This is a genomic window from Arthrobacter sp. UYEF21 (genome assembly GCF_040546085.1).
GTDB lineage: Bacteria > Actinomycetota > Actinomycetes > Actinomycetales > Micrococcaceae > Arthrobacter.
On record NZ_JBEPNF010000005.1, the window covers coordinates 135860 to 157199 of the forward strand.

At 63.9% G+C, this 21340-nt stretch carries 18 protein-coding genes and 1 pseudogene; 5 read left to right on the plus strand and 14 right to left on the minus strand.

Annotation, left to right across the window (positions count from 1 at the left end):
* Positions 1–205: 205 nt before the first annotated feature.
* The 5 genes from ABIB27_RS07935 to glnA form a co-directional block, all read right to left on the minus strand.
* Positions 206–727, minus strand: coding sequence for a GNAT family N-acetyltransferase (locus tag ABIB27_RS07935; RefSeq protein WP_354216894.1), 522 nt, complete (start codon positions 725–727; stop codon positions 206–208).
* 80 nt (positions 728–807) lie between these two features.
* Positions 808–1557, minus strand: coding sequence for an amino acid ABC transporter ATP-binding protein (locus tag ABIB27_RS07940; RefSeq protein ID WP_354216893.1), 750 nt, complete (start codon positions 1555–1557; stop codon positions 808–810).
* Positions 1554–2993 (minus strand): amino acid ABC transporter substrate-binding protein/permease, encoded by a 1440-nt coding sequence (locus tag ABIB27_RS07945; protein WP_354216902.1) that lies wholly within the window; start codon positions 2991–2993, stop codon positions 1554–1556. Before ABIB27_RS07945 ends, ABIB27_RS07940 begins: the two co-directional genes overlap by 4 nt.
* Before the next feature lie 212 nt (positions 2994–3205).
* Positions 3206–6217: a bifunctional [glutamine synthetase] adenylyltransferase/[glutamine synthetase]-adenylyl-L-tyrosine phosphorylase gene (locus ABIB27_RS07950; RefSeq protein WP_354216892.1), complete on the minus strand. Its 3012-nt coding sequence runs from the start codon at positions 6215–6217 to the stop codon at positions 3206–3208.
* A 9-nt stretch (positions 6218–6226) separates the two neighbouring features.
* Positions 6227–7567 carry a type I glutamate--ammonia ligase gene (gene glnA, locus ABIB27_RS07955; RefSeq protein ID WP_354216891.1) on the minus strand — a complete coding sequence of 447 codons (1341 nt, stop codon included), beginning with the start codon at positions 7565–7567 and terminating at the stop codon, positions 6227–6229.
* A 265-nt stretch (positions 7568–7832) separates the two neighbouring features.
* Here glnA and panB point away from each other — a divergent pair, with 265 nt between their 5' ends.
* On the plus strand, positions 7833–8738 hold the full coding sequence (gene panB / locus ABIB27_RS07960) for a 3-methyl-2-oxobutanoate hydroxymethyltransferase (protein WP_354216890.1): 906 nt from the start codon (positions 7833–7835) through the stop codon (positions 8736–8738).
* 186 nt (positions 8739–8924) lie between these two features.
* Here the strand turns inward: panB and ABIB27_RS07965 are convergent.
* Positions 8925–9254, minus strand: a pseudogene (locus ABIB27_RS07965) (YceI family protein); the annotation flags it as partial.
* Positions 9255–9469: 215 nt separating this feature from the next.
* A complete protein-coding gene (locus ABIB27_RS07970) occupies positions 9470–9634 on the minus strand; it encodes an SPOR domain-containing protein (protein WP_354216889.1) in 165 nt (54 codons plus the stop codon).
* Between the two features lie 124 nt (positions 9635–9758).
* Here ABIB27_RS07970 and map point away from each other — a divergent pair, with 124 nt between their 5' ends.
* The 3 genes from map to ABIB27_RS07985 are packed head-to-tail and all read left to right on the plus strand — an operon-like array spanning position 9759 to position 12048.
* Positions 9759–10637, plus strand: a complete 879-nt coding sequence (gene map, locus ABIB27_RS07975) for a type I methionyl aminopeptidase (RefSeq protein WP_354216888.1) — start codon at positions 9759–9761, stop codon at positions 10635–10637.
* A 52-nt stretch (positions 10638–10689) separates the two neighbouring features.
* Complete coding sequence (gene ppgK, locus ABIB27_RS07980) at positions 10690–11493, plus strand: polyphosphate--glucose phosphotransferase (protein ID WP_354216887.1); 804 nt, start codon at positions 10690–10692, stop codon at positions 11491–11493.
* 36 nt (positions 11494–11529) lie between these two features.
* A complete protein-coding gene (locus tag ABIB27_RS07985; RefSeq protein ID WP_354216886.1) occupies positions 11530–12048 on the plus strand; it encodes an SDR family NAD(P)-dependent oxidoreductase in 519 nt (172 codons plus the stop codon).
* 40 nt (positions 12049–12088) lie between these two features.
* On the opposite strand, the gene nrdR is transcribed toward ABIB27_RS07985, so the two are convergent.
* The 3 genes from nrdR to ABIB27_RS08000 all read right to left on the minus strand — a co-directional run bounded on the left by nrdR (position 12089) and on the right by ABIB27_RS08000 (position 14642).
* Entirely contained in the window at positions 12089–12595 is a 507-nt protein-coding gene (gene nrdR / locus ABIB27_RS07990; protein ID WP_354216885.1) for a transcriptional regulator NrdR, read from the minus strand.
* A gap of 127 nt (positions 12596–12722) precedes the next feature.
* Complete coding sequence (hisD, locus tag ABIB27_RS07995) at positions 12723–14099, minus strand: histidinol dehydrogenase (RefSeq protein WP_354216884.1); 1377 nt, start codon at positions 14097–14099, stop codon at positions 12723–12725.
* Positions 14100–14108: 9 nt separating this feature from the next.
* Positions 14109–14642 carry a hypothetical protein gene (locus ABIB27_RS08000; RefSeq protein WP_354216883.1) on the minus strand — a complete coding sequence of 178 codons (534 nt, stop codon included), beginning with the start codon at positions 14640–14642 and terminating at the stop codon, positions 14109–14111.
* 135 nt (positions 14643–14777) lie between these two features.
* On the opposite strand from ABIB27_RS08000, the gene ABIB27_RS08005 reads away from it, so the two are divergent.
* Positions 14778–15275, plus strand: coding sequence for a flavin reductase family protein (locus ABIB27_RS08005; RefSeq protein WP_354216882.1), 498 nt, complete (start codon positions 14778–14780; stop codon positions 15273–15275).
* Positions 15276–15284: 9 nt separating this feature from the next.
* Here ABIB27_RS08005 and dnaE read toward each other — a convergent pair whose 3' ends face one another.
* From dnaE to ABIB27_RS08025, 4 genes are all read right to left on the minus strand, one after another.
* Positions 15285–18842 (minus strand): DNA polymerase III subunit alpha, encoded by a 3558-nt coding sequence (gene dnaE, locus ABIB27_RS08010; RefSeq protein ID WP_354216881.1) that lies wholly within the window; start codon positions 18840–18842, stop codon positions 15285–15287.
* 107 nt (positions 18843–18949) lie between these two features.
* Positions 18950–19876, minus strand: coding sequence for an RluA family pseudouridine synthase (locus ABIB27_RS08015; protein WP_354216880.1), 927 nt, complete (start codon positions 19874–19876; stop codon positions 18950–18952).
* Positions 19869–20441, minus strand: a complete 573-nt coding sequence (gene lspA / locus ABIB27_RS08020; RefSeq protein ID WP_354216879.1) for a signal peptidase II — start codon at positions 20439–20441, stop codon at positions 19869–19871. The genes ABIB27_RS08015 and lspA overlap by 8 nt, the downstream gene beginning before the upstream one ends.
* Before the next feature lie 91 nt (positions 20442–20532).
* Positions 20533–21228, minus strand: coding sequence for a DivIVA domain-containing protein (locus ABIB27_RS08025; protein ID WP_354216878.1), 696 nt, complete (start codon positions 21226–21228; stop codon positions 20533–20535).
* Positions 21229–21340: the final 112 nt, after the last annotated feature.

Consider the following 21340-nt stretch of genomic DNA (forward strand, 5'->3'; position numbering starts at 1 on the left):
TTTGCGTATCTGTACCTGTGATCACACCGAAAGGCGGAGGCTGGCCCCAGACGTGCTGAGACCAGGAGCCAGCCCCCTGACATGTGCTCCCCGAGACGAAGACTTTTCAAGCCTTCCCCCCAACAAGGTTTGAAGAACACCGCCACCCACATAATCTGTCAATGTGCGCCGGGAGGCAACGCTGTGGGAGCCGTGTCCGGCTAATTCATCCGATGAAGCTGCTGTACATGACCCGCTGCGGGCCCGAACTGCCGCCGAGGTACCGTCCGTGGTCCACGAATCCGGCATGCCGGTAAGCCGCCAGTCCCGCCGGGTTGCCCTCGTTGACAGACAGAACGACGCCGGACTCTCCGCTCCCGTGCCCCGCCGTCAGTTTCGCGGCGGATGCCACAGCCGCGGCAGCAGCGAGCCGCCCCAGTCCCCTGCCCTGGCACCGGCGGTCGATCACGAACCCGCGCAGCAACCAGGCGGAGTCGTCATCCGGCCAGCCGGCGAGGGTAGCGGCTCCCGACTGCAGGGTCAGGACACCTATGGCGGTCCCATTGGAGTCAATGGCAAATGGATGCCGGCCGTCCTCTTCCAGTCCCACGAGGACCATTCGCAAGGGGTCACCGACAAAACGCCGCTGGGCGTCATCGACTTCGAGTTCGCCTATCTCACCCAGCTTGACGGCGCGGGCGTCGCCGTCAATATCCTTCAGCGGCAACAGCCACACGTTTTCAGGCATCAACGCAGCCTAGCCGGCGCATGTCGTAGACCCTGCTGCTGCACAGGCCGGACCTGCCGTTCCGGACGTTCCAGCCAGGATCACAGAACTTTGGACAGGAAGTCCCGGGTCCGTTGCTGCTGGGGATTTCCGAACAACTGCTCCGGTTTCCCTTGTTCGCAGATGACACCGTCCGCCATGAAGAGCACCCGATCCGCGACCTCGCGGGCGAAGCCCATCTCGTGCGTCACCAACACCATGGTCATACCTTCGCCGGCCAGGTCCTTGATGACCTGCAGGACCTCGCCGACCATCTCGGGGTCGAGCGCGGACGTAGCTTCATCGAAGAGCATGATGTCCGGGTTCATGGCCAGCGCCCGGGCGATCGCAACACGCTGTTTTTGGCCGCCGGAGAGGGACGCCGGCCGGGCGTCGGCCTTCTCGGCCAGCCCGACGCGTTCCAGCAGCTTCAGGGCGCTGGCCCGGGCCGCCTCCTTGCCCTGTTTCTTCGACTCCACCGGGGCCAGCATGATGTTCTCGATCACGGACATGTGCGGAAACAGGTTGAAGTGCTGGAAGACCATGCCGATGTGACGGCGGACCTCGTTGATGTCCACCTTGGGGTCCGACACGTCAAAGCCATCCACCGTGACATGACCGGCTGTAATGTCCTCGAGCTTGTTCAGGCAGCGAAGGAACGTGGACTTGCCTGAACCCGAGGGCCCGATCACACACACCACCTCGCCTTCCGCAACCTCGGCGGTAATGCCTTTGAGGACCTCGTGCGCCCCAAAGGACTTCTTGAGGTCCCTGACCGAGATCTTGCTGGCGGCACTTACTGCTGTGCTCATTTGTTGAACCTCTTATCTGCAACGTTGGCCAGTTTGGTCAGGAGCATGATCACTACGAAGTAGAGAACAGCGACAATCAGCAGTGTTTCGGTGATCCGGAAGTTCCCGGCGTAGATCTGCTGGCCCTGGTAAAGGAGCTCTGCGAAGCCGATCGCGAGCAGCAGTGAGCTGTCCTTGAGCATGATGATCAGCTGGTTTATCAGTGAGGGGGTCATGATCTTGAACGCCTGCGGGACCACAACCTTCTGCATGGACTTTGCGTAGCCCAGGCCCAGGCTGCGGCTGGCTTCGAGCTGGCCCGGATCCACAGACTGAATGGATCCTCGGACGATTTCCGTGATATACGCACCGGAGTTCAGGCTCAGGGTGAGGACGCCCGCCACCCAGATATCGATCGGCTGGCCGGTCAGCTGAGGGATGCCGAAGTAGAAGAAGAAGGCCCACACCAGCAGCGGCGTGCCGCGGAAGACGCTAACAAAGGTCGTTGCGATGCCACGGAGGAGCACACTGGTGGAGATCTTCAGGAAACCCATAAGCAGGCCGATCAGCATGGCAATCGCGAACGAGATGGCGGTCACCAGCACCGTGTTGCCAAGGCCCTTCATGAGCGCGGGGAAGCTGTTGCCCAGCAAATCCCAGAAGCTGGACGGGGTAGCCTTCGTCGGGTCCTTGAGGTACTTGTCCAGGATCCCCTGGTACTTGCCGCTAGACTTCAGCTCCCCCAGGCCTGTATTGAACGCCTGCAGCAGCTCCGGGTTCTTGCCCTTGTTGACGGCGAATCCGTAGGAGCCTCCCTTTTCCTTCTCTGTGACCGCCTTCAGCCCGTTGTTCTGGCTGATCCCATAAGCCAGGACAGGGTAATCGTCAAAGACGGCGACGGCGTTCCCTGACTTCACGAGCTCATACATGGTGGCGGACTGGTCCAGCGATTTGACGGCGAAGCCGTACTGGTCCGCGATGGACTTGGCGTACGTTTCGCCTTCGCTCCCGGTCTTGGCCGTGACGGTCTGGCCCTTGAGGTCCCCGTAACCCTTGATGTCCGAGTTGGACTTGGCGACGGCCATCTGGACACCCGACTCGAAGTAGGGGTCGGAGAAATCGTAGATCTGCTTGCGGGGCTCCGTGATGGACATTCCGGCGATCACGCCGTCCACCTGGTTGGAGGAGAGCGCTTGGAGGGCAGCGTTGAAGCCAAGCGACTTGATCTCAACGGCGAAACCCTGTTTTTGGGCAATCTCGCGGATGATGTCCATGTCGATGCCGGTCAGTTCGCCGCCGGCATCGCGGAATTCGAACGGGGCAAACGTTGTGTCCGTGCCGATGACGAAGGTCTTCCCCGAAAGGCTCGAGGGTGCGGCGGCCGCATGGGCTGAACCGACGGTGGCCTCGGTTGCCTCTGTCGGCGCGGCTGCGGCGCCGACAGCACCGAAGAGCATGGCGGCTAAGGCCAGCAACGCGCCTATGACCGTGGCCGTCCGCGGCCTTGCGGCCCCGGTCTGCTGGAGTCTGGACAAGTTCAAACATCCCCTAGGTAAGTGCGGCAGCCGGTCTTTGGACCGGCAAACTAACCCCTAGAGGCTACCTGTATTTGGCCGTCTTCATTACCCGCGCACGCCCAGCGCAACCGCCGCGGCGCTCGTCCGGCCGCCTAGTGGCCGTAGAACACCCGCTCGAAGACCGCACGTGCACGCCTGCTCAGGCGCAGGTAGTCCTCTTCCAGGGCCGCGGCGTGGCCCGGTTCGTACCCGCACCACCGTGCCACGGCTTCGAGGTCCCGTCGTGAGGACGGCAGCAGGTCCGAAGCCCTGCCGCTCCAAATCACGTTGGCGGAACGGATCCGGCTGGCCAGCCGCCACGCATCCGCAAGCAGCTTCGCATCATCCGTGGCGAGCAGCCCCAGGGAGGCCGCCGCATCTAGAGCCTCCACCGTTGAGGTTGTCCGCAGTTCAGGGTGTCTATCTGCGTCCTGGAGCTGCAGGAGTTGCACCAGCCACTCGACATCGCTCAGTCCCCCGCGCCCAAGTTTCAGGTGGCGGGCCGGATCCGCCCCGCGCGGCAGCCGTTCGGCTTCCACCCGCGCCTTGACCCTGCGCACCTCCCGGACATCGTGCGCCGAAATATTCTCCGGATACCTCATCGGATCGATGAGGGCCAGGAAGTCGCGGGCCAGCGCGTCATCTCCGGCCATGGGCCTTGCCCGCAGCAGCGCCTGCGCTTCCCAGATCAAAGACCACCGGCGGTAATATTCAGCGAAGGAATCGAGGGAACGCACCATGGCGCCGTTCTTCCCCTCCGGGCGGAGATCCGCATCCATCTGCAGCACCCGCTCGGCCATGATGGCGGGTTTGAGCGGCTGGGTCAGGAGGCTGGACACCTTGGACACAATCCGTGCGGCCTGCTCCTGCGCTTCCTCCTCCGTAAAGCCCGGTAGGGCGCGGTGCACGTACATCACATCGGCATCAGAGCCATAACCAATCTCCCGCCCGCCCTGCCGGCCCATGGCAACAATGAGCACGGCTGTCTTCAACGCTGCCTTCGAGGACACAATGCCCTCGGCCACGCGGAGGGCACCCAGCACTGCTGCCCTGTCCGTGTCCGCCAGGGCTGCACCCACCTCGTCCTGGTTAAGCAGCCCGGCAGAATCAGCAATGGCAATCCGCAGGATCTCGCGCCGCCGGATCAGCCGGATGAGCCGCATGGCGCTTTCCGGATCTGCGTGGCGTGACATTTTGGATGTGATCTCCTGCCACTGGGCTTCAAAGCCCAGCGGGACGAGGTCCTTGTTGGTGCCCAGCCATGCCACCGATTCCGGCGATACCTCCAGCAGGTCAGCGATCAGGCGGGAGTTGGAGAGCACGTGGCACAGCCGTTCGGCAGCGGCCGTGGAATCGCGGAGCATGCCCAAATACCAGTGCGTGGTTCCAAGCGCTTCGCTGACCCGCCGGAACGCGAGCAGCCCGGCGTCGGGATCAACGCCTTCGGCGAGCCAGTCCAACAGGATGGGCAGCAGCTGGCGCTGCAGTGCGGCCCGCCGGCTAACCCCGGCCGTGAGCGCCTGGATATGCCGCAAGGCGCCCTTCGGGTCACCGTAGCCCAGGGCGGCGAGGCGGCCCTGGGCTGCCTCCGGGGTCAGCTTGGCGTCTTCGCTGCTGAGTTTGGCTGCAGTATTGAGCAGCGGGCGGTAAAAGATGCGTTCGTGCAGTTCGCGGACGGACTTTTTGGTCTTCTGCCACTGCGCGAGCAGCGCATCCGGGTGCGGCCGGTCAGTGGAAAAAGGGCCCAGGACTGCCTTGGCGAGGGCTCGGAGGGCTGCCTCGCTGACTGGCATAAGGTGCGTCCGGCGGAGCTGGAAAAGCTGGATCCGGTGTTCCAGGAGCCGTAGGTAGCGGTAGGCCTGGTCGAAGGCGGCAGCGTCGGACCGGCCAATGTAGCCGCCGGCCGAGAGCGCCGTGATGGCCGCTGTGGTGTCCCTGCGGCGGAGGGACACGTCGGATTTCCCATGTACCAGCTGGAGCAGCTGGACGGTGAACTCGACGTCACGGAGGCCGCCCCGGCCGAGCTTGATCTGCCGCTGTTCCTCGGCGGCGGGGATGTGTTCGGTGACCCGGCGGCGCATCGCCTGCACTGACTCGACGAACCCTTCGCGCCCGGCAGAACTCCAGATGAGCGGCGCTACGGCATTTTCATAGCGTTCCCCGAGTTCTTTGTCGCCGGCGATGGTGCGCGCCTTCAGCAGTGCCTGGAACTCCCAGCTTTGCGCCCAGCGGGCGTAGTAGGTTTCGTGGGACGCCAGGGTCCTGACCAGCGGCCCGGACTTCCCTTCCGGACGGAGGTTCGCGTCCACTTCCCAAAGACCGGGCTCGCGTGCCACCGAGGAGATCGCCCGGGAAATGCCGGCGGCCAGGGCGGTACCGATGGTGCTGGCCCGGGCATCGTCCAGGTCGCCGGCATCGATCACGTAGATGACATCGACGTCGGAAATGTAGTTCAGTTCCCGGGCCCCGCACTTGCCCATGCCGATGACGGCCAGGCCGACGCCGGCCACTTCGTCGGCGCTGAACTGCTCTGCGGCCTCCGCCCGGGATACCGCCAGGGCGGCCTCAATGGCGGCCCCTGCCAGATCCGCGAGTTCAGCCCCGACGGCCGGCATAAAATCCAGCGGGTCGGCGGCGCACAAGTCCTTGACGGCAAGGTCCACCACCCCGCGCCGGTAGGCCGTCCGCAGTGCCGCATAGGCTTCGGTGCCGGTTATCCCGGCCAGCGGCCGGGACGACCGTGAGTCGGCCCGGACGGACGACAGGAGGGCTGCTCGGAGCTGCTCCGGATCTGCCGGCAGCGGTTCCGGGCTGGCCGTGACCTCGAAGGCTACCAAGTGTTCCGGATGGCGGATGAGGAACTCGCCCAGCGCTTCGGAGGCCCCCAGTACACGGTAGAGCGGCTCGCTGGTCTCCGGATCGGCGGCCGCCAGCTCCCGAAGCCGCGGGTGCTTTTCAATCAGCCTGACCAGGGACTGCAGCGCGACATCCGGGTTGGCGGCCATTTGCAGGCCGGCGAAGATCCTGTCCTGGTCCAGGCCGTCCAGTTCAGGGGCAGCCAGAAACCTCTCTCCCTTCTCCAGGTCACTGAAGCCGGCCGAGATCAGGCGGCGGGCGAAGCTCACAACCACCGCCTACAGAATGCCGAGGTTGCGCTGCAGTTCGTAGGGCGTCACCTGGAGCCGGTAGTCCTGCCACTCCGCGCGCTTGTTGCGCAGGAAGTGCTCAAAGACCTGTTCGCCCAGGATCTGCGGCATCAGTTCCGATTCCTCCATGATCCGGATGGCGTCGTGGAGGCTCGCCGGAAGCGGATCATGCCCCATGGCCCGGCGCTCCGCGGAACTCAGCGACCAGACGTCATCCTCGGCCGCGGCCGGGAGTTCGTAGCCTTCCTCGATTCCCTTCAACCCCGCGCCCAGCAGGACCGCGTAGGCCAGGTAAGGGTTGGCAGCAGAATCGATTCCCCGGTATTCGATCCTGGCGGACTGTCCCTTGCCCGGTTTGTACAGCGGTACGCGGACCAGCGCAGAGCGGTTGTTGTGGCCCCAACTCAAGTAGCTTGGCGCCTCGCCGCCGCCCCAGAGCCGTTTGTAGGAGTTCACGAACTGGTTGGTTACGGCCGTGAATTCGGGGGCATGCTTCAGGATTCCGGCGATGAATTGGCGCGCTGTTGTGGAGAGCTGGAATTCCGCGCCGGCCTCGTAAAATGCGTTGGCGTCGCCCTCAAACAGGGAGAAGTGCGTATGCATTCCGGACCCGGGGTGCGGGGTAAACGGCTTGGGCATAAAGGTTGCGTAGGTGCCCTGCTGCAGGGCCACCTCCTTGATGACTGTCCGGAAGGTCATGATGTTGTCCGCCGTCTGGAGGGCGTCCGCGTACCGGAGGTCGATCTCGTTCTGGCCCGGACCCGCTTCGTGGTGGCTGAACTCCACCGAGATACCGACAGATTCCAGCATGGTGACTGCCGTGCGGCGGAAGTCCTGGGCCACGCCGCCGGGGACATGGTCAAAGTAGCCACCCTCGTCCACCGGAACAGGCGACCCATCCGGGCCGGGTTCCTGGGACTTCAGGAGGTAGAACTCGATTTCGGGATGGGTGTAGCACGTGAACCCCATGTCCGCGGCCTTGGCCAGCGTGCGTTTGAGGACGTTGCGCGGATCCGCGGCCGACGGTTCGCCATCCGGGGTGAGGATGTCGCAGAACATTCGCGCAGTCTGCTCAGTCTCACCGCGCCACGGGAGGATCTGGAACGTGGCCGGGTCCGGCTGGGCCAGCATGTCGGCTTCGAATACCCGGGCCAGGCCTTCGATGGCTGAGCCGTCAAAGCCGAGGCCCTCCTCAAAGGCGCCCTCAACCTCGGCCGGGGCGAGCGCCACTGACTTGAGTGAACCCACGACGTCGGTGAACCACAGGCGTACAAACCGTACGTCGCGCTCCTCGATTGTGCGCAGGACAAACTCTTGCTGGCGGTCCATGGTGGCCTCTTCTCCGGTCAACGTTCATGCTCCGGGTCCGCGGAAGCGGCAGCCGGCAGCAGTTCACCATAACTTTACTAAGCAATCGACACCGATGCTGGAGCCGCCACCGCACGTAACGCAGGGTTAACATCCCAGCGCCTCCCGGCCCACCGGACAAAATGGCAAATACGCCTTCTCGGGAGCCCCGGCTATGACGGGGATCACAGGCTGCGGTCCTGTCCGCGGGTGGCTAGGACCGCGGGTGCCGCACTACGCTCTTGCCATGGCCTCAACCAATAGCTCTGACTCAAGCGCGTCCGTTGACGTACCCGCACCTTACGGAAACGGGCCGGCACCGGCGCAGGCGCCGTCGTCGGGCGCTCCAGCCAAGCCGGCAGCCAAAGTCCGCATCCACCACCTGCAGCAGGCCAAACGGGACGGCACCAGGTTCGCCATGCTGACTGCCTACGAGCAATACAGTGCTGAGATCTTCGATCAGGCCGGTATTGAGGTGCTCCTGGTGGGAGACTCCGCATCCAACAACGTCTTTGGCAACGAGACCAGCCTCCCCGTGACGGTGGATGAACTCCTCCCCCTCTGCCGGGCTGTGGCCCGTTCAGCCAAGCGCGCCCTGGTGGTGGCGGACCTGCCGTTCGGCAGTTATGAAGTCTCAGCCCAGCAAGGCGTGGCTAGCGGCGTCCGGTTCCTTAAGGAAGGGCTGGCGCACGCCGTCAAAATCGAGGGCGGGAAGTACTACGCCGAAACTGTGCGCGCCATGGTCCAGGCCGGCATCCCGGTCATGGCCCACATCGGGTTCACCCCGCAAAGCGAACACGCCCTGGGCGGTTACCGTGTGCAGGGCCGCGGTGATGACGCGCAGCGCCTGATTGACGACGCCGTGGCGCTGGCTGAGGCGGGTGCGTTCAGTATCCTGATGGAAATGGTGCCGGCGGAAACCGCGGCCGCCGTTGACGCGGCCGTGAGCGTGCCGACCGTCGGCATTGGCGCCGGTAACGCCACCACCGGGCAAGTGCTGGTCTGGCAGGACATGGCTGGACTCCGGGGCGGCCGCATGGCGAAGTTCGTCAAGCAGTACGCCGATCTCCGCGCCACACTCGGCGATGCTGCCAAGGCCTACGGCGAGGACGTACGTTCAGGCCAGTTCCCCGGCCCGGAGCACTCCTTCTAAAGCAGCGGCTTCCGGGTTGGCACCTTACCCCTCAGCCCTGTGCAGCGCCCTCTTCGACCTTAATGGCGGACTTCTCGAACTCCAGGGTGATCTTGTCCGACACCAGCACCCGCCCGAGTCCAGGTTGGTATTCCATTTGAGCCCGAAATCCTGGCGGTTTATCCTACGGGTACCTTCAAAGCCGGCCCGGAGGTTGCCCGCGGGGTTCCGTTCAACGCCGACGAAGTCGATCGGGATCGAAATCTCCCGGGTGATGCCCCGGATAGTTACGGCTCCACTGACAATGAAGTGGCCCTCGTCAACCTGATCCACGCGGTCGCTCACAAACGAAATCTCCGGGGACTGGGGAGCGTCAAAGAAGTCGTTGGTCCGCAGGTGCTGATCGCGGTCGGCATTGCGGGTGCCAATGCTCGCGACTTTGATGGTCAGCTCAACGATTGAGCGTTCGGGCGCCTCTGAGTCCACCATGATGGAGCCTTCGATGTCATTAAAGGCCCCGCGCACTTTCGTGACCATTGCGTGGCGGGTGGAAAAGCCGATACGCGTATACGCCGGGTCGAAGCGCTACTGTCCTGAGTATTCTGGCTTGAGTCCGGCCATGATGTGCCTCCTTGCGGTACCACCGGTCCGTCGTCCGGGCGTGTGTAGTAACTCTCCCAGCCGAAAGCCCCGTTGGGGAGTTGCAGCGGCCCTCAAAAACCGACGGCGGCACGGGGGTGCCGCGGCCCCCTTCAGTCTTCGTCGCCCTTTTCCCACGCCGCGTTGCGGGCCCGTACCTTTGCGAGTGCGTGCTCAGCTTCCTCCCGCGTTTTATACGGGCCAATCAGCTGGGTCCAATCTGACTGGGCGTCTTCTTCCACCTCGTGTGTTTTCACGTTGAACCAGTACTCAGTCATCGGATGCTCCTTCGTTCCGTCGGGCAGCAGGCCCCGGCTGTGACCCGCGTAACCCAAGTGACCACGGGTGCAGTTTAAGCCCTCGCGTTTCTTGGCGTTCTACGGTCCCTTATATGATCAATCTATGCCTTCCCTAGCCTCGACTGCACCCACCGGCACGCTGACCCGCGGAACGGTCAGCCTCCAACTGTCCGTTCCGGCGTCCATTCCGCGCCCGGAGTACGTGGGCAAGCCTGGCCCGGCCAAGTTCACCGGCTCCGAGGTCAAGTCGGCCGAGACCATCGAGAAGATCCGTACCGCCAGCCGGATCGCCGCGCAGGCGATCGTTGAGGTGGGCAAGCACGTCAAGCCGGGAGTCACCACCGACCAGCTGGACAAGGTGGGCCATGAGTTCCTGCTGGACCACAAGGCATACCCGTCCACCTTGGGTTACCGGGGATTCCCCAAGTCTCTGTGTTCGTCGCTGAATGAAGTCATCTGCCATGGCATTCCGGACAGCACCGTGGTTCAGGACGGCGATATCCTCAACATCGATATCACGGCCTTCATTAACGGGGTTCACGGCGACACAAACTACACCTTCCCGGCGGGCGACGTCGACGAGGAATCACGCCTCCTGGTGGAGCGGACGCAGGAGTCCCTCAACCGGGCCATCAGGGCCGTGGCGCCCGGCCGCGAAATCAACGTCATCGGCCGCGCCATCCAGTCGTACGCGAAACGTTTCGGCTACGGCGTGGTGCGGGACTTCACGGGTCACGGGGTGGGCGAAGCCTTCCATACCGGCCTGATCATCCCCCACTACGATGCCGCCCCTGCCTACAACACGGTGATCGAAGCAGGAATGGTGTTCACGATCGAACCCATGCTGACACTCGGCACCGTCGAATGGGACATGTGGGAAGACGACTGGACGGTTGTCACCCGCGACCACAAACGGACCGCGCAGTTTGAACACACCCTGCTGGTCACGGAATCCGGCGCGGAGATCCTGACGCTCCCCTGAATCCCCCGGTCAGCCGACCGGCCCGCCCGCCCTGCCACGAACGGATAAGACATTGGCCAAGAAGGACGAGAAGTCGCACAAAAAAGCTCCGCTGATCGGCATCGACATCGGCGGTACCGGAATCAAGGGCGGTATTGTCGACCTGAAGAAGGGCAAAGTCCTCGGCGAGCGGTTCCGGGTGCCCACTCCCCAGCCGGCCACCCCCGAGGCAGTTGCCGACGTCGTGGCGCAGGTCGTGGCCGAACTCTCCGGCCGCCCGGAGGCCCCGGCACCGGATTCGCCTGTGGGCGTTACATTCCCCGGCATCATCCAGCACGGCGTGGTGCATTCTGCGGCCAACGTGGACAAAAGCTGGCTTAACACAGACATCGACGCCCTGCTCACGGCCCGCCTGGGACGCCCGGTTGAGGTCATCAACGACGCCGACGCCGCGGGGCTGGCGGAGGCGCGCTTCGGTGCCGGCGCCGGGATTGACGGCACTGTCCTGGTGATCACCCTCGGCACCGGGATCGGTTCTGCTTTCATCTTCAACGGCCATCTGGTGCCCAACGCGGAGCTGGGCCACCTGGAGATCGACGGCTTCGACGCCGAGACCAAGGCTTCCGCCGTGGCCCGCGAGCGGGACGGCCTGAGCTGGGAGGAATACAGCGTACTGCTGCAGCGCTATTTCGCCCACGTCGAGTTCCTGTTCTCGCCCGAGCTGTTCATTGTGGGCGGCGGCATCTCCAAGCGCGCGGACGAGTTCCTGCCCAAGCTGAAGCTGCGCACTCCCATCGTGCCTGCTGAGTTGAAGAACGAGGCCGGAATCGTGGGCGCCGCCGTCGAAATTGCCTTGAAGCACAAGTACGTTAAATAGCTATTGGCTGGTTCTGATGCGGCTTCGCCTGCGGTGATGGTTGTTACCGGTGCCAGCAGCGGCATCGGGGCGGCTATCGCCCGCCGTGCCGCACAGGAGGGGTACGCCGTCGTCGTGAATTTTCCAGCCTACGCCGCAGGTGCCAGCTTAGTGGTGCGACACATTACTGGAAGCGGCGGGACGGCTGTTGCCGTCCAGGCGGATGTGAGCGACCCCGCCGCAGTGGAGGCCCTCGTCGACGCAGCCGACCAGCTGGGCAAATTCGCCGCGGGTGTAAACAAGGCCGGCATCACCGGGAACCTGATCGGCAAACTCGCCGACGTTCCCGCCGAGACGGTGCGGCGCGTGATGGACGTGAACGTGTCCGGCCCGATCTACGTCTGCCAGGCGGCCGTCCGCGGGCTGGGACGGAACACCGGCGGCAACGGCGGTTCCATCATCAACATCTCTTCCACGGCCACCAAGGCAGGTTCACCGGGAACGTGGGCGCACTATGCCGCGTCCAAGGGCGCCGTAGACGTCCTCACGGTGGGGCTGGTGGCCGGCCCGCAGTGACGGTGCTGGCTGCGTCTGCCCTCAGCCGCCGTACGGGAGCTTACAGGGGACTCTTTGCGGAGTTCTTAGTGCTCTTTGCAGGCTGTACCGGGATTTCTTCCGCGGACTCGTGGCGGAGCAGCGCAATGGCGGTCTCGAAGTCTTCAAGGGATTCGAAGGCCTGGTACACGCTGGCGAACCGCAGGTACGCCACCTGGTCGAGCTTCTGCAGCGGGCCGAGGATGACGAGGCCAACTTCATGCGCATCAATCTCTGCGGCCCCCGAGGCGCGGATCTGCTCCTCAACCTCCTGCGCAAGGAGCGCAAGGTCATCTTCGCTCACCGGGCGGCCCTGGCAGGCCTTGCGGACGCCGTTGATGACCTTGCTACGGCTGAACGGCTCGCCGACGCCGGAACGCTTAATGACGGACAGGCTGGTGGTTTCGACGGTGGTGAACCGGCGTCCGCACTCGGGGCACTGGCGGCGGCGCCTGATGGCTGAACCGTCGTCGGCCATGCGGCTGTCGACAACGCGGGAGTCCGGGTTGCGGCAGAACGGACAGTACATGGTGTCCCCTCCCTCGATCGTCAGGCATCAGTCTACGACCGGATGGTGTCTAACACCAAGCCTGTAACTACTACATGTAGTGAAGGCCAGTACTACATGTAGTACTTTCGCCCCGTCCCGGCGGTAATCAGGCGTTCCCCGTGAACCGGGCCGTCACGGCCTGGCCGTGGGCAGGGAGGTCCTCCGCCGCGGACAGGCTCACGATGTGACCGCTGACTTCGGCAAGGGCAGCCCGGCTGTAATTGACCACCTGGATGGCGCGCAGGAAAGTGGTGACGTTCAAGCCGGAGGAAAACGCCGCCGTACCGCTGGTGGGCAACACGTGGTTGGACCCCGCGCAGTAATCCCCCAGGCTGACGGGACTGTAGTCCCCCACAAAGATCGCACCGGCGTTCCGGATCCTGGCGGCCACCGTGGCCGCGTCCGCGGTCATGATTTCCAGGTGTTCCGCGGCATACGCGTCACAGGCGGCGATGCCCTGTCCGAGGTCCTCCACCAAAACGACGCCCGACTGAGGTCCGGACAGGGCCTCGCACACACGCTGCGAATGCTTGGTGGCGGCCGCCTGCCGGTCCAGTTCGACGCGGACTGCCGCGGCAAGGTCCTCCGAATCGGTGATGAGCACCGAAGCGGCCTGTGGGTCGTGTTCGGCCTGGCTGATCAGGTCCGCGGCCACAAGGTCAGGCTGGGCGGAGGAATCGGCCAGGATGGCAATTTCCGTGGTTCCGGCCTCGGAGTCGATGCCCACCACGCCCTTGACCAGCCGCTTCGCGGTGGCCACAAAAATGTTTCCGGGACCTGTCACTACGTCAACGGGTTCCAGCGCGGGCCCGGCGTCGCCGGCGTCCACGCCATAGGCGAACGCAGCGATGGCCTGCGCGCCGCCGATGGCGTACACCTCGCTGATGCCGAGCAGGGCCGCCGCCGCAAGAATGGTGGGGTGCGGGAGGCCGCCGAAGTCCTTCTGCGGCGGGGACGCCAGGGCGATGGACTCCACCCCGGCGGCCAGCGCGGGGACAACGTTCATGATGACCGACGACGGGTAGACGGCCAAGCCGCCCGGAACGTAAAGCCCCACCCGCGAAACCGGTACCCAGTTCTGGCTCACCAGCGCACCGTCGCCAAGTTCGACGTTGACGTTGCGCGGCCGCTGGGCGTCGGCAAACTGCCGGGCACGGCTGATGGATTCCTCCAGCGCGCTGCGGACGGCCGGATCCAGATCCGCCAGCGCCTTAGCCAGTGCTTCGGCAGGGACCCCGGGATGGACCTGGTCCACGCCGTCGAACCGAAGGGCAAGGTCGCTGAGGGCGGCAAAACCGTCCTGCCTGACAGCCTTGATGATGTCGAGGACTTTTTCTTCCGCGTCCGCCACCGTGTTGTGCCGGGCACGAGGCACGGCGGCACGCAAGCCGGCCAAGGTCAGGCCCCGTCCGCGCAGATCGACCGTGCGGAAGCTCACGGTTGTGGTTGGCGGGGTGGCGGGAGATTCAGGAGAAATGGTCACCTGATTATTTTACGCGCCGGGCGCCGTGCCTTCGGCGCGGGGTGCACTCCCGCCGTTTGGTCCCTTCTTCAGCAGGTTCAGTAGGCTCAGGCCAAACACGCAGGTTGCGGTTGCCGCCGGCCACAGCAGCACTACAGACCACGAGCGGAGGGAGAAGGCCACGCTGGAACTGAAGGTTGTGTCCGCCGGGACGCCCCACAGCCGGCCCGCCATCATGCCCGTCTGCCAGGCAATGAGTGCGCCGGCGAATCCGCCGGCCAGGCTGAGGAGGAAAGCCGGTTGCGCTGCCCGGCCGCCTTTGTCCGTAAGGAAGACGGCCATCAGGCAGCCGGCGAAAACGAGGAGGCCGCCGAGAGTCAGGTCCCGCGGCAGCCATGCGTCCGGATTGGTCCCGTCACCGAAGGCGGGATTGCGGGTGATCAGGTTCAGACCGCCCGGGGCGAGCAGCCACCACAAAAGTCCCACGGGGATACCACCGGCCGCGGCAGCAACAAACCACTTCCACGGCAACCGGGCGGACCGGTGGCTGATGTGTTCACTCATGAAACAAACCTTAACAAAGGTTCGATGCACGAGGTCACATGACGTGGGTTGTCAGCCGATTCCGCCGCGCCCGGCCGGACCAATACCCTTAAGGGAGAGTCCAGATCAGCATGTTTCCAAGGAGCGGTTTACACCATGTCAGATGCATCGCCGTTTGAGGGCACGTTCAAGGAAATGTTCCGGCGCCACGCGGCCGGCGTCGCCATCATCACGGTGAACTACAAGGGTGAGCCGTACGGTTTTACCGCCACGTCGGTTGCGTCGCTGTCAGCACAGCCGCCGCGGTTCACCTTCAACATGGCACGGAGTTCAAGTTCCTGGCCGGCCGTTGCCAACGCCACCCACCTCGGCGTCCACATGCTGGGCCTGGAAAACCAGGCCCTGGCCGACCGGTTCGCGCGCACGAAGGACCGCTTCGGCGGAGACCACTGGGAACTTGGCCCGCACGATGTCCCGGTCCTTAAGGACGTCGCCGGGTGGCTCATCGGCAAGATCCAGATGCGGCTCTCCTTCGAGAACAACGCCGTGGTGGTTGTCGAAGTAGTGGCGGGCGCCGTCGGCGCGGACGGCTCGCCGCTCCTCTACCACGCGGGCAGCTATGGCCAGCCGGTCCCGCTGGACTACGAAATCTAGCCAGAGAGACTAGTAGTCCAGGCAGGTTGGCCCAAGGAGGACCTTCAAGTCCCCGAACAGCGATGGGCTTGGATTGACCCTGAGATGGACTGGCAGGGCCATGACTTCGGTGCGCGTATCCCCCTGCAGGTGCAGCCGGACTTCGGAGTTGCCCCGGTGGTTCCGCAGGACGTCCCCCAGCTCGGTGACCACTGTTTCGGTGGCCTTGTGGGTTGCCATGGAAATCTGCACGGGACCGTTTGTGCCTTCACTGAGGTCCGGGACACTGAGTTCCATACAGTTTAAAGCCACGGCACCGTCGTCGCGCCGCTGCAGGCGGCCCTTGACCACCACAATCAGGTCCTCAGCCAGTACTGATGCGATGGGGCCATAGACCTGGCCGAAAAACATAACCTCCATCGAGCCGCCGAGGTCCTCGATTTCGGCACGTGCGTAGGCGTTGCCGCTGGCCTTGGCGATCCTGCGGCTGAGCGAGGTGATCATGCCCGAGATGGTGACAATTGCGCCGTCGTGCGGCCCGTCATCGGCGATGATCGAGGTGATGCTCTGGTCCGCGTGCTGGCTGAGGAGGCCTTCGAGTCCCTGGAGCGGGTGGTCCGAGACATAGAGTCCCAGCATGTCCCGTTCGAAGGACAGCTTGTCCTTCTTCTCCCATTCGGGCAGGTCGGGAATCTCAATGCTCAGCGAGGCCTCGGACTCGGCTTCCTCGAAGCCGGCGAAGAGGTCGAACTGGCCGATCGCTTCATTGCGCTTGAGTGTGATGACCGAATCGATGGCCTCCTCATGGATCATCGCCAGGGCGCGCCGATGGTGTTTGAGGGAGTCGAACGCGCCGGCCTTGATCAGGGACTCAATGGTGCGCTTGTTGCACACCACGGCGGGAACCTTGACCAGATAGTCCTTAAAGGACGTGTAGGCGCCCTCCTTTTCGCGCGCGGCCACCATCGCTTCGACGGCGTTGACCCCCACGTTGCGGATGGCCCCCATGCCGAAGCGGATGTCGGTGCCAACAGGCGTGAAGTTCAGTGCCGACTCGTTGACATCCGGCGGCAAGACGGTGATTCCCATGCGGCGGCATTCGTTGAGGTAGATAGCGGATTTGTCCTTGTCATCGCCAACCGACGTCAGCAGGGCTGCCATGTACTCCGGCGCGTAGTGTGCCTTCAGGTAGGCGGTCCAGTAGGAAATCACGCCATACGCGGCTGAATGCGCCTTGTTGAACGCGTAGTCGGAGAAGGGGAGCAGGATGTCCCAGAGAGTCTTCACGGCCTCCATGGAATAGCCGTTGTCCTGCATGCCCTGGGAGAACCCGGCGAACTGCTTGTCCAGCTCCGATTTCTTCTTTTTACCCATTGCGCGGCGGAGGATGTCGGCCTGGCCGAGGGAATAGCCGGCGAGCTTCTGCGCCACGGCCATCACCTGCTCCTGGTACACGATCAGGCCGTAGGTGCCGCCGAGGATCTCTGCGAGGGGTTCCTTCAGCTCCGGGTGGATCGGAATGACTTCCTGGATCCCGTTCTTGCGCAGTGCGTAGTCCGTGTGGGCGTTGGCGCCCATCGGACCGGGGCGGTACAGGGCGAGCACAGCGGAGATGTCTTCGAAGTTGTCAGGCTTCATCAGCTTCAGGAGCCCGCGCATCGGCCCTCCGTCAAGCTGGAAAACGCCCAGGGTGTCGCCCCGGGCCATCAGTTCGTAGGAGGCGACGTCGTCAAGGGCCAGGCTGTCCAGGTCGAGGTCGTGGCCGCGGTTGAGCTTGATGTTTTCCAGGGCGTCGGAAATGATCGTCAGGTTCCGCAACCCCAGGAAGTCCATCTTGATCAGGCCCAGGCCTTCGCAGGTGGGGTAATCGAACTGCGTAATCACCTGGCCGTCCTGGATGCGCCGCATGACGGGGATGACGTCAATAATGGGGTCCGAGGACATGATGACGCCGGCCGCGTGCACACCCCACTGGCGCTTCAGTCCCTCAATACCGAGGGCCGTCTCAAAGACCTTGGCTGCTTCGGGGTCCGTGCCGATCAGCTGCCGGAAGTCGCCGGCCTCGCTGTAGCGCTTGGAGTCCTTGTTCTGGATGTCCGCCAGCGGAATGTCCTTGGCCATCACGGCCGGAGGCAGGGCCTTGGTGAGCTGCTCGCCCATGCTGAACGGGTAGCCCAGCACCCGGGACGAGTCCTTCAGGGCCTGCTTGGTCTTGATGGTGCCGTAGGTCACGATCATGGCCACGCGCTCGTCACCGTACTTGCGGGTGACGTAGTCGATCACTTCGGACCGGCGGCGGTCATCGAAGTCGACGTCGAAGTCAGGCATGGAGACACGGTCCGGGTTGAGGAACCGCTCAAAGATCAGGCCGTGGTGGAGCGGATCAAGGTCGGTGATCCGCATCGCGTAGGCCACCATGGAACCGGCTCCGGAACCACGGCCCGGACCGACGCGGATGCCGTTGCTCTTGGCCCAGTTGATGAAGTCGGCCACCACCAGGAAGTAACCCGGGAATCCCATGGAGGTGATGACTTCGAGCTCATAGTCAGCCTGCGTGCGGACCTTGTCCGGGACGCCGCCCGGGTACCGGAACTCCAGGCCGGTGGCCACTTCCTTGACCAGCCAGGACGTCTCGTCCTCGCCCGGCGGGCAGGGGAACCGCGGCATGTAGTTTGCGCCCGTGTTGAACGAGACTTCGCAGCGCTCGGCGATCAGCAGTGTGTTGTCGCAGGCGTCAGGGTGGTCCCTGAAAAGCTCCCGCATTTCCTGCGGTGACTTCAGGTAGTAACCGCTGCCGGAGAACGCGAACCGCGAGCCGCCATTGTCATACGTGGGCTCCAGCAGGGTGGAACCGGACTGGATCGCCAGCAGGGCCTCATGCGCCTTGGCATCATGTTCGTGCGTATAGTGCAGGTCATTGGTGGCCACCAGTGGCAGGTTCAGGTCCTTGGCCAGCCGCAGCAGGTCCCCCGTGACCCGCCGTTCGATGTCCAGGCCGTGATCCATGAGTTCGCAGAAGTAATTCTCCGCACCGAAAATGTCACGGAATTCCGAGGCGGCCTCCAAAGCCTCGCGGTACTGGCCAAGGCGCAGCCGGGTCTGGACTTCTCCCGACGGGCAGCCCGTCGTGGCGATCAGGCCCTCCGAATACGTGTTTAGGAGTTCCCGGTCCAGCCGCGGCCACTTGCCGAAGACGGCATCCAGGGAGGCGATGGAAGACGCCCGGAAGAGGTTCCTCATGCCGGCGTTGTTGTAGCTCAGCAGTGTCATGTGGGTGTACGAACCACCACCGGAGATATCGTCTTTGCGCTGGTGCTCCTCGCCCCAACGGACACGGCTCTTGTCCGTCCGCGCGGTGCCGGGGGTGACATAGGCTTCGACGCCGATGATCGGCTTGATGCCCTGGTCCGTTGCACGTTTCCAGAAGTCGAAGGCGCCGAACAGGTAGCCGTGGTCAGTGGTGGCGAGTGCTGGCATCCCCAGGCGTTCGGTCTCATCGAAGAGCTCCCCCAGACGGGCGGCACCGTCCAGCATGGAGTATTCGGTGTGGTTGTGAAGATGGACGAACGAGGCATTGCTGGAAGTCACCGCACCATTCTAAGCGCTGGCGGGCGGCCCCTGGCCCAGCGGCGCAGCCGGTAGGGACTAGGTGATGAGGAACTCAGCGGCAAGCGGGCGGCAACCAGGCCGCGTGGCTAGGCTTGGCCTGATTCGAGAACTTCCAGGGCATAGGCAAGGTCCTGGGGGTATTCGCTGGTGACGGTCACACGCTCGCCAGTGACGGGGTGGTCGAAGCCGAGCTGGCGCGCATGCAGCCATTGCCGCGTCAGGCCCAGGGTTGCCGCAAGCCGCGGGTCAGCCCCGTAAGTAAGGTCACCGGCGCAAGGGTGCCGGAGCGCTGAAAAGTGCACCCTGATCTGATGCGTGCGTCCCGTTTCCAAGTGCACCTCCACCAGGGTTGCTTTGCCGAAGGCTTCCAATACTTCGTAGTGCGTCACCGACGGACGGCCGTCCTCAATCACCGCGAACCGCCAGTCGTGTCCGGGGTGGCGGCCGATGGGTGCGTCAATGGTGCCCTCCAGCGGGTCCGGGAGTCCCTGGACCACGGCGTGATATACCTTCTCCACGGTGCGTTCCTTGAAAGCCCGTTTCAGGGCCGTATAAGCGCGCTCGGTCTTGGCCACAACCATCACACCCGACGTGCCGACGTCGAGCCTGTGGACGATTCCCACGCGCTCAGGCGCGCCCGACGTCGAGATGCGGTACCCCGCCCCGGCAAGACCTCCCACCACAGTCGGTCCCACCCAGCCGGGAGAAGGATGCGCTGCCACGCCTACCGGCTTGTCCACCACCACGAAATCGTCGTCGTCGAGCAGGATTTTCAGGCCTTCCACAACTTCCTCCACCACTTCGAGCGGGTCCCGTCGATCAGGCACCGTCACTTCCAGGACGTCCCCGGCCACCAGGCGCGCGGACTTGCCGAGCTTTTTCCCGCGGCTGACCACATTGCCTTCGGCAATAAGGGTCGCCGCCAGGGAACGGGAAATCCCCATCAGCATGGCCAGCCCAGCATCGGCCCGTGTTCCACCGGATTCCTCATCCACCACCACACGCTCAGGCATCATCGGCTTTTTCCCGCGCGGCAGCGACGTGCCGTGAACCGTCCAGCGAGATCCCCCGCAGTGTCAGGATACAAATGATGGACACAGCGGAAACCACCGCCGAATCGGCAATATTGAAGATCGCGAAATTGGGCAGCTGGATGAAGTCCACCACGTGCCCCATGCCGAAGGAAGGTTCGCGGAACAGCCGGTCTGTCAGGTTGCCCAGGGCACCGCCCAGGAGCAGCCCCAACGCAAGTGCCCACCAGGCGGAGCCGAGCTTGCGCACCTGGAACAGGATGGCTATGGATACCCCGGCCATGATGATGGAAAACACCCAGGTTACGTTCTCGCCGATGGAGAAGGCCGCGCCGGAGTTCCGGATAAAGTACCAGTGCAGGAGCGGCGGCAGGACAGGGATGCGCTCCCCCTCCACCATGGAGGTGGTCACCCAGATTTTGGTCAGCTGGTCGAAGACGTAAGCAAAGATTACAAAGCCTGCGAAGAGGGAGAACAAGAGCGTCTTCCCTGGGCGGGGCGTTGAGGGAACCGGGTGTGCAGCGTCGGCGGCAAGATCGTCAGTCATGGTGCTTTCATTTGTAAAACCGATGTTAATCACAAAAACCGGCGGCCGAGGAAACCTCAGCCACCGGCTTTCAGAATACTTGCTTGACTGACTAGTTCGCTTCGACCTCGGGGGCCGCGACGGAACCGCGGGCGTCAAGGTCGCGCAACTGGCCTTCGATGTAGGCCTTCAGGCGTGAGCGGTAATCGCGCTCGAATCCACGAAGCTGCTCCACCTTGCGCTCCAGAACCGAGCGCTGCTGCTCCAAGGCGCCGAGGATCTTGCGTGACTTCTCCTGGGCATCGTTGACCAGGCTGCTGGCCTCGATCTGGGCCTCAGCGATGATCTTGTCCTTCTGCGACTGGCCATCGGCGACGTGGCGGTCGTGCATCTGCTGTGCCATGGCGAGCAGGCCGGCCGCGGACTCGGCGGAAACAGACCTTCCGCCGGCCGGTGCGGGGGCAGCGGCCGGAACGGCTGCAGCGGTGGCCACCGGCTCGGCTTCCTTCTTCTTCACAGCGTCGGCAGGTTTCGAGTCGACTGCGGCCTTCGCCGGAGCCTCAACCTTGTCTGCCTTGACGGGCGCGGGGACCTTCTCAACCACCGGGGCGGCTGCAGCGGAGCTGGCCGGCACGGCGGAACCGGATTCGGCAAGCTTCTTGCGGAGCTCGTCGTTCTCCTGGTTCAGGCGCCTGAGTTCCACAACGATTTCGTCCAGGAAGTCGTCAACTTCGTCCTGGTCGTAGCCTTCGCGGAACTTGGTCGGCTGAAAGCGCTTGTTGACAACGTCTTCTGGCGTCAAAGCCATCTGGTCACCTCATTGGTCTAGTTAGTCAGTAGGCCTTCCGGCCGTCAAAACTACGGTACCTAAATTTTGTCTGGTTCCTCTAATTCAACACTGGGTGTCAAACCGGAGATTT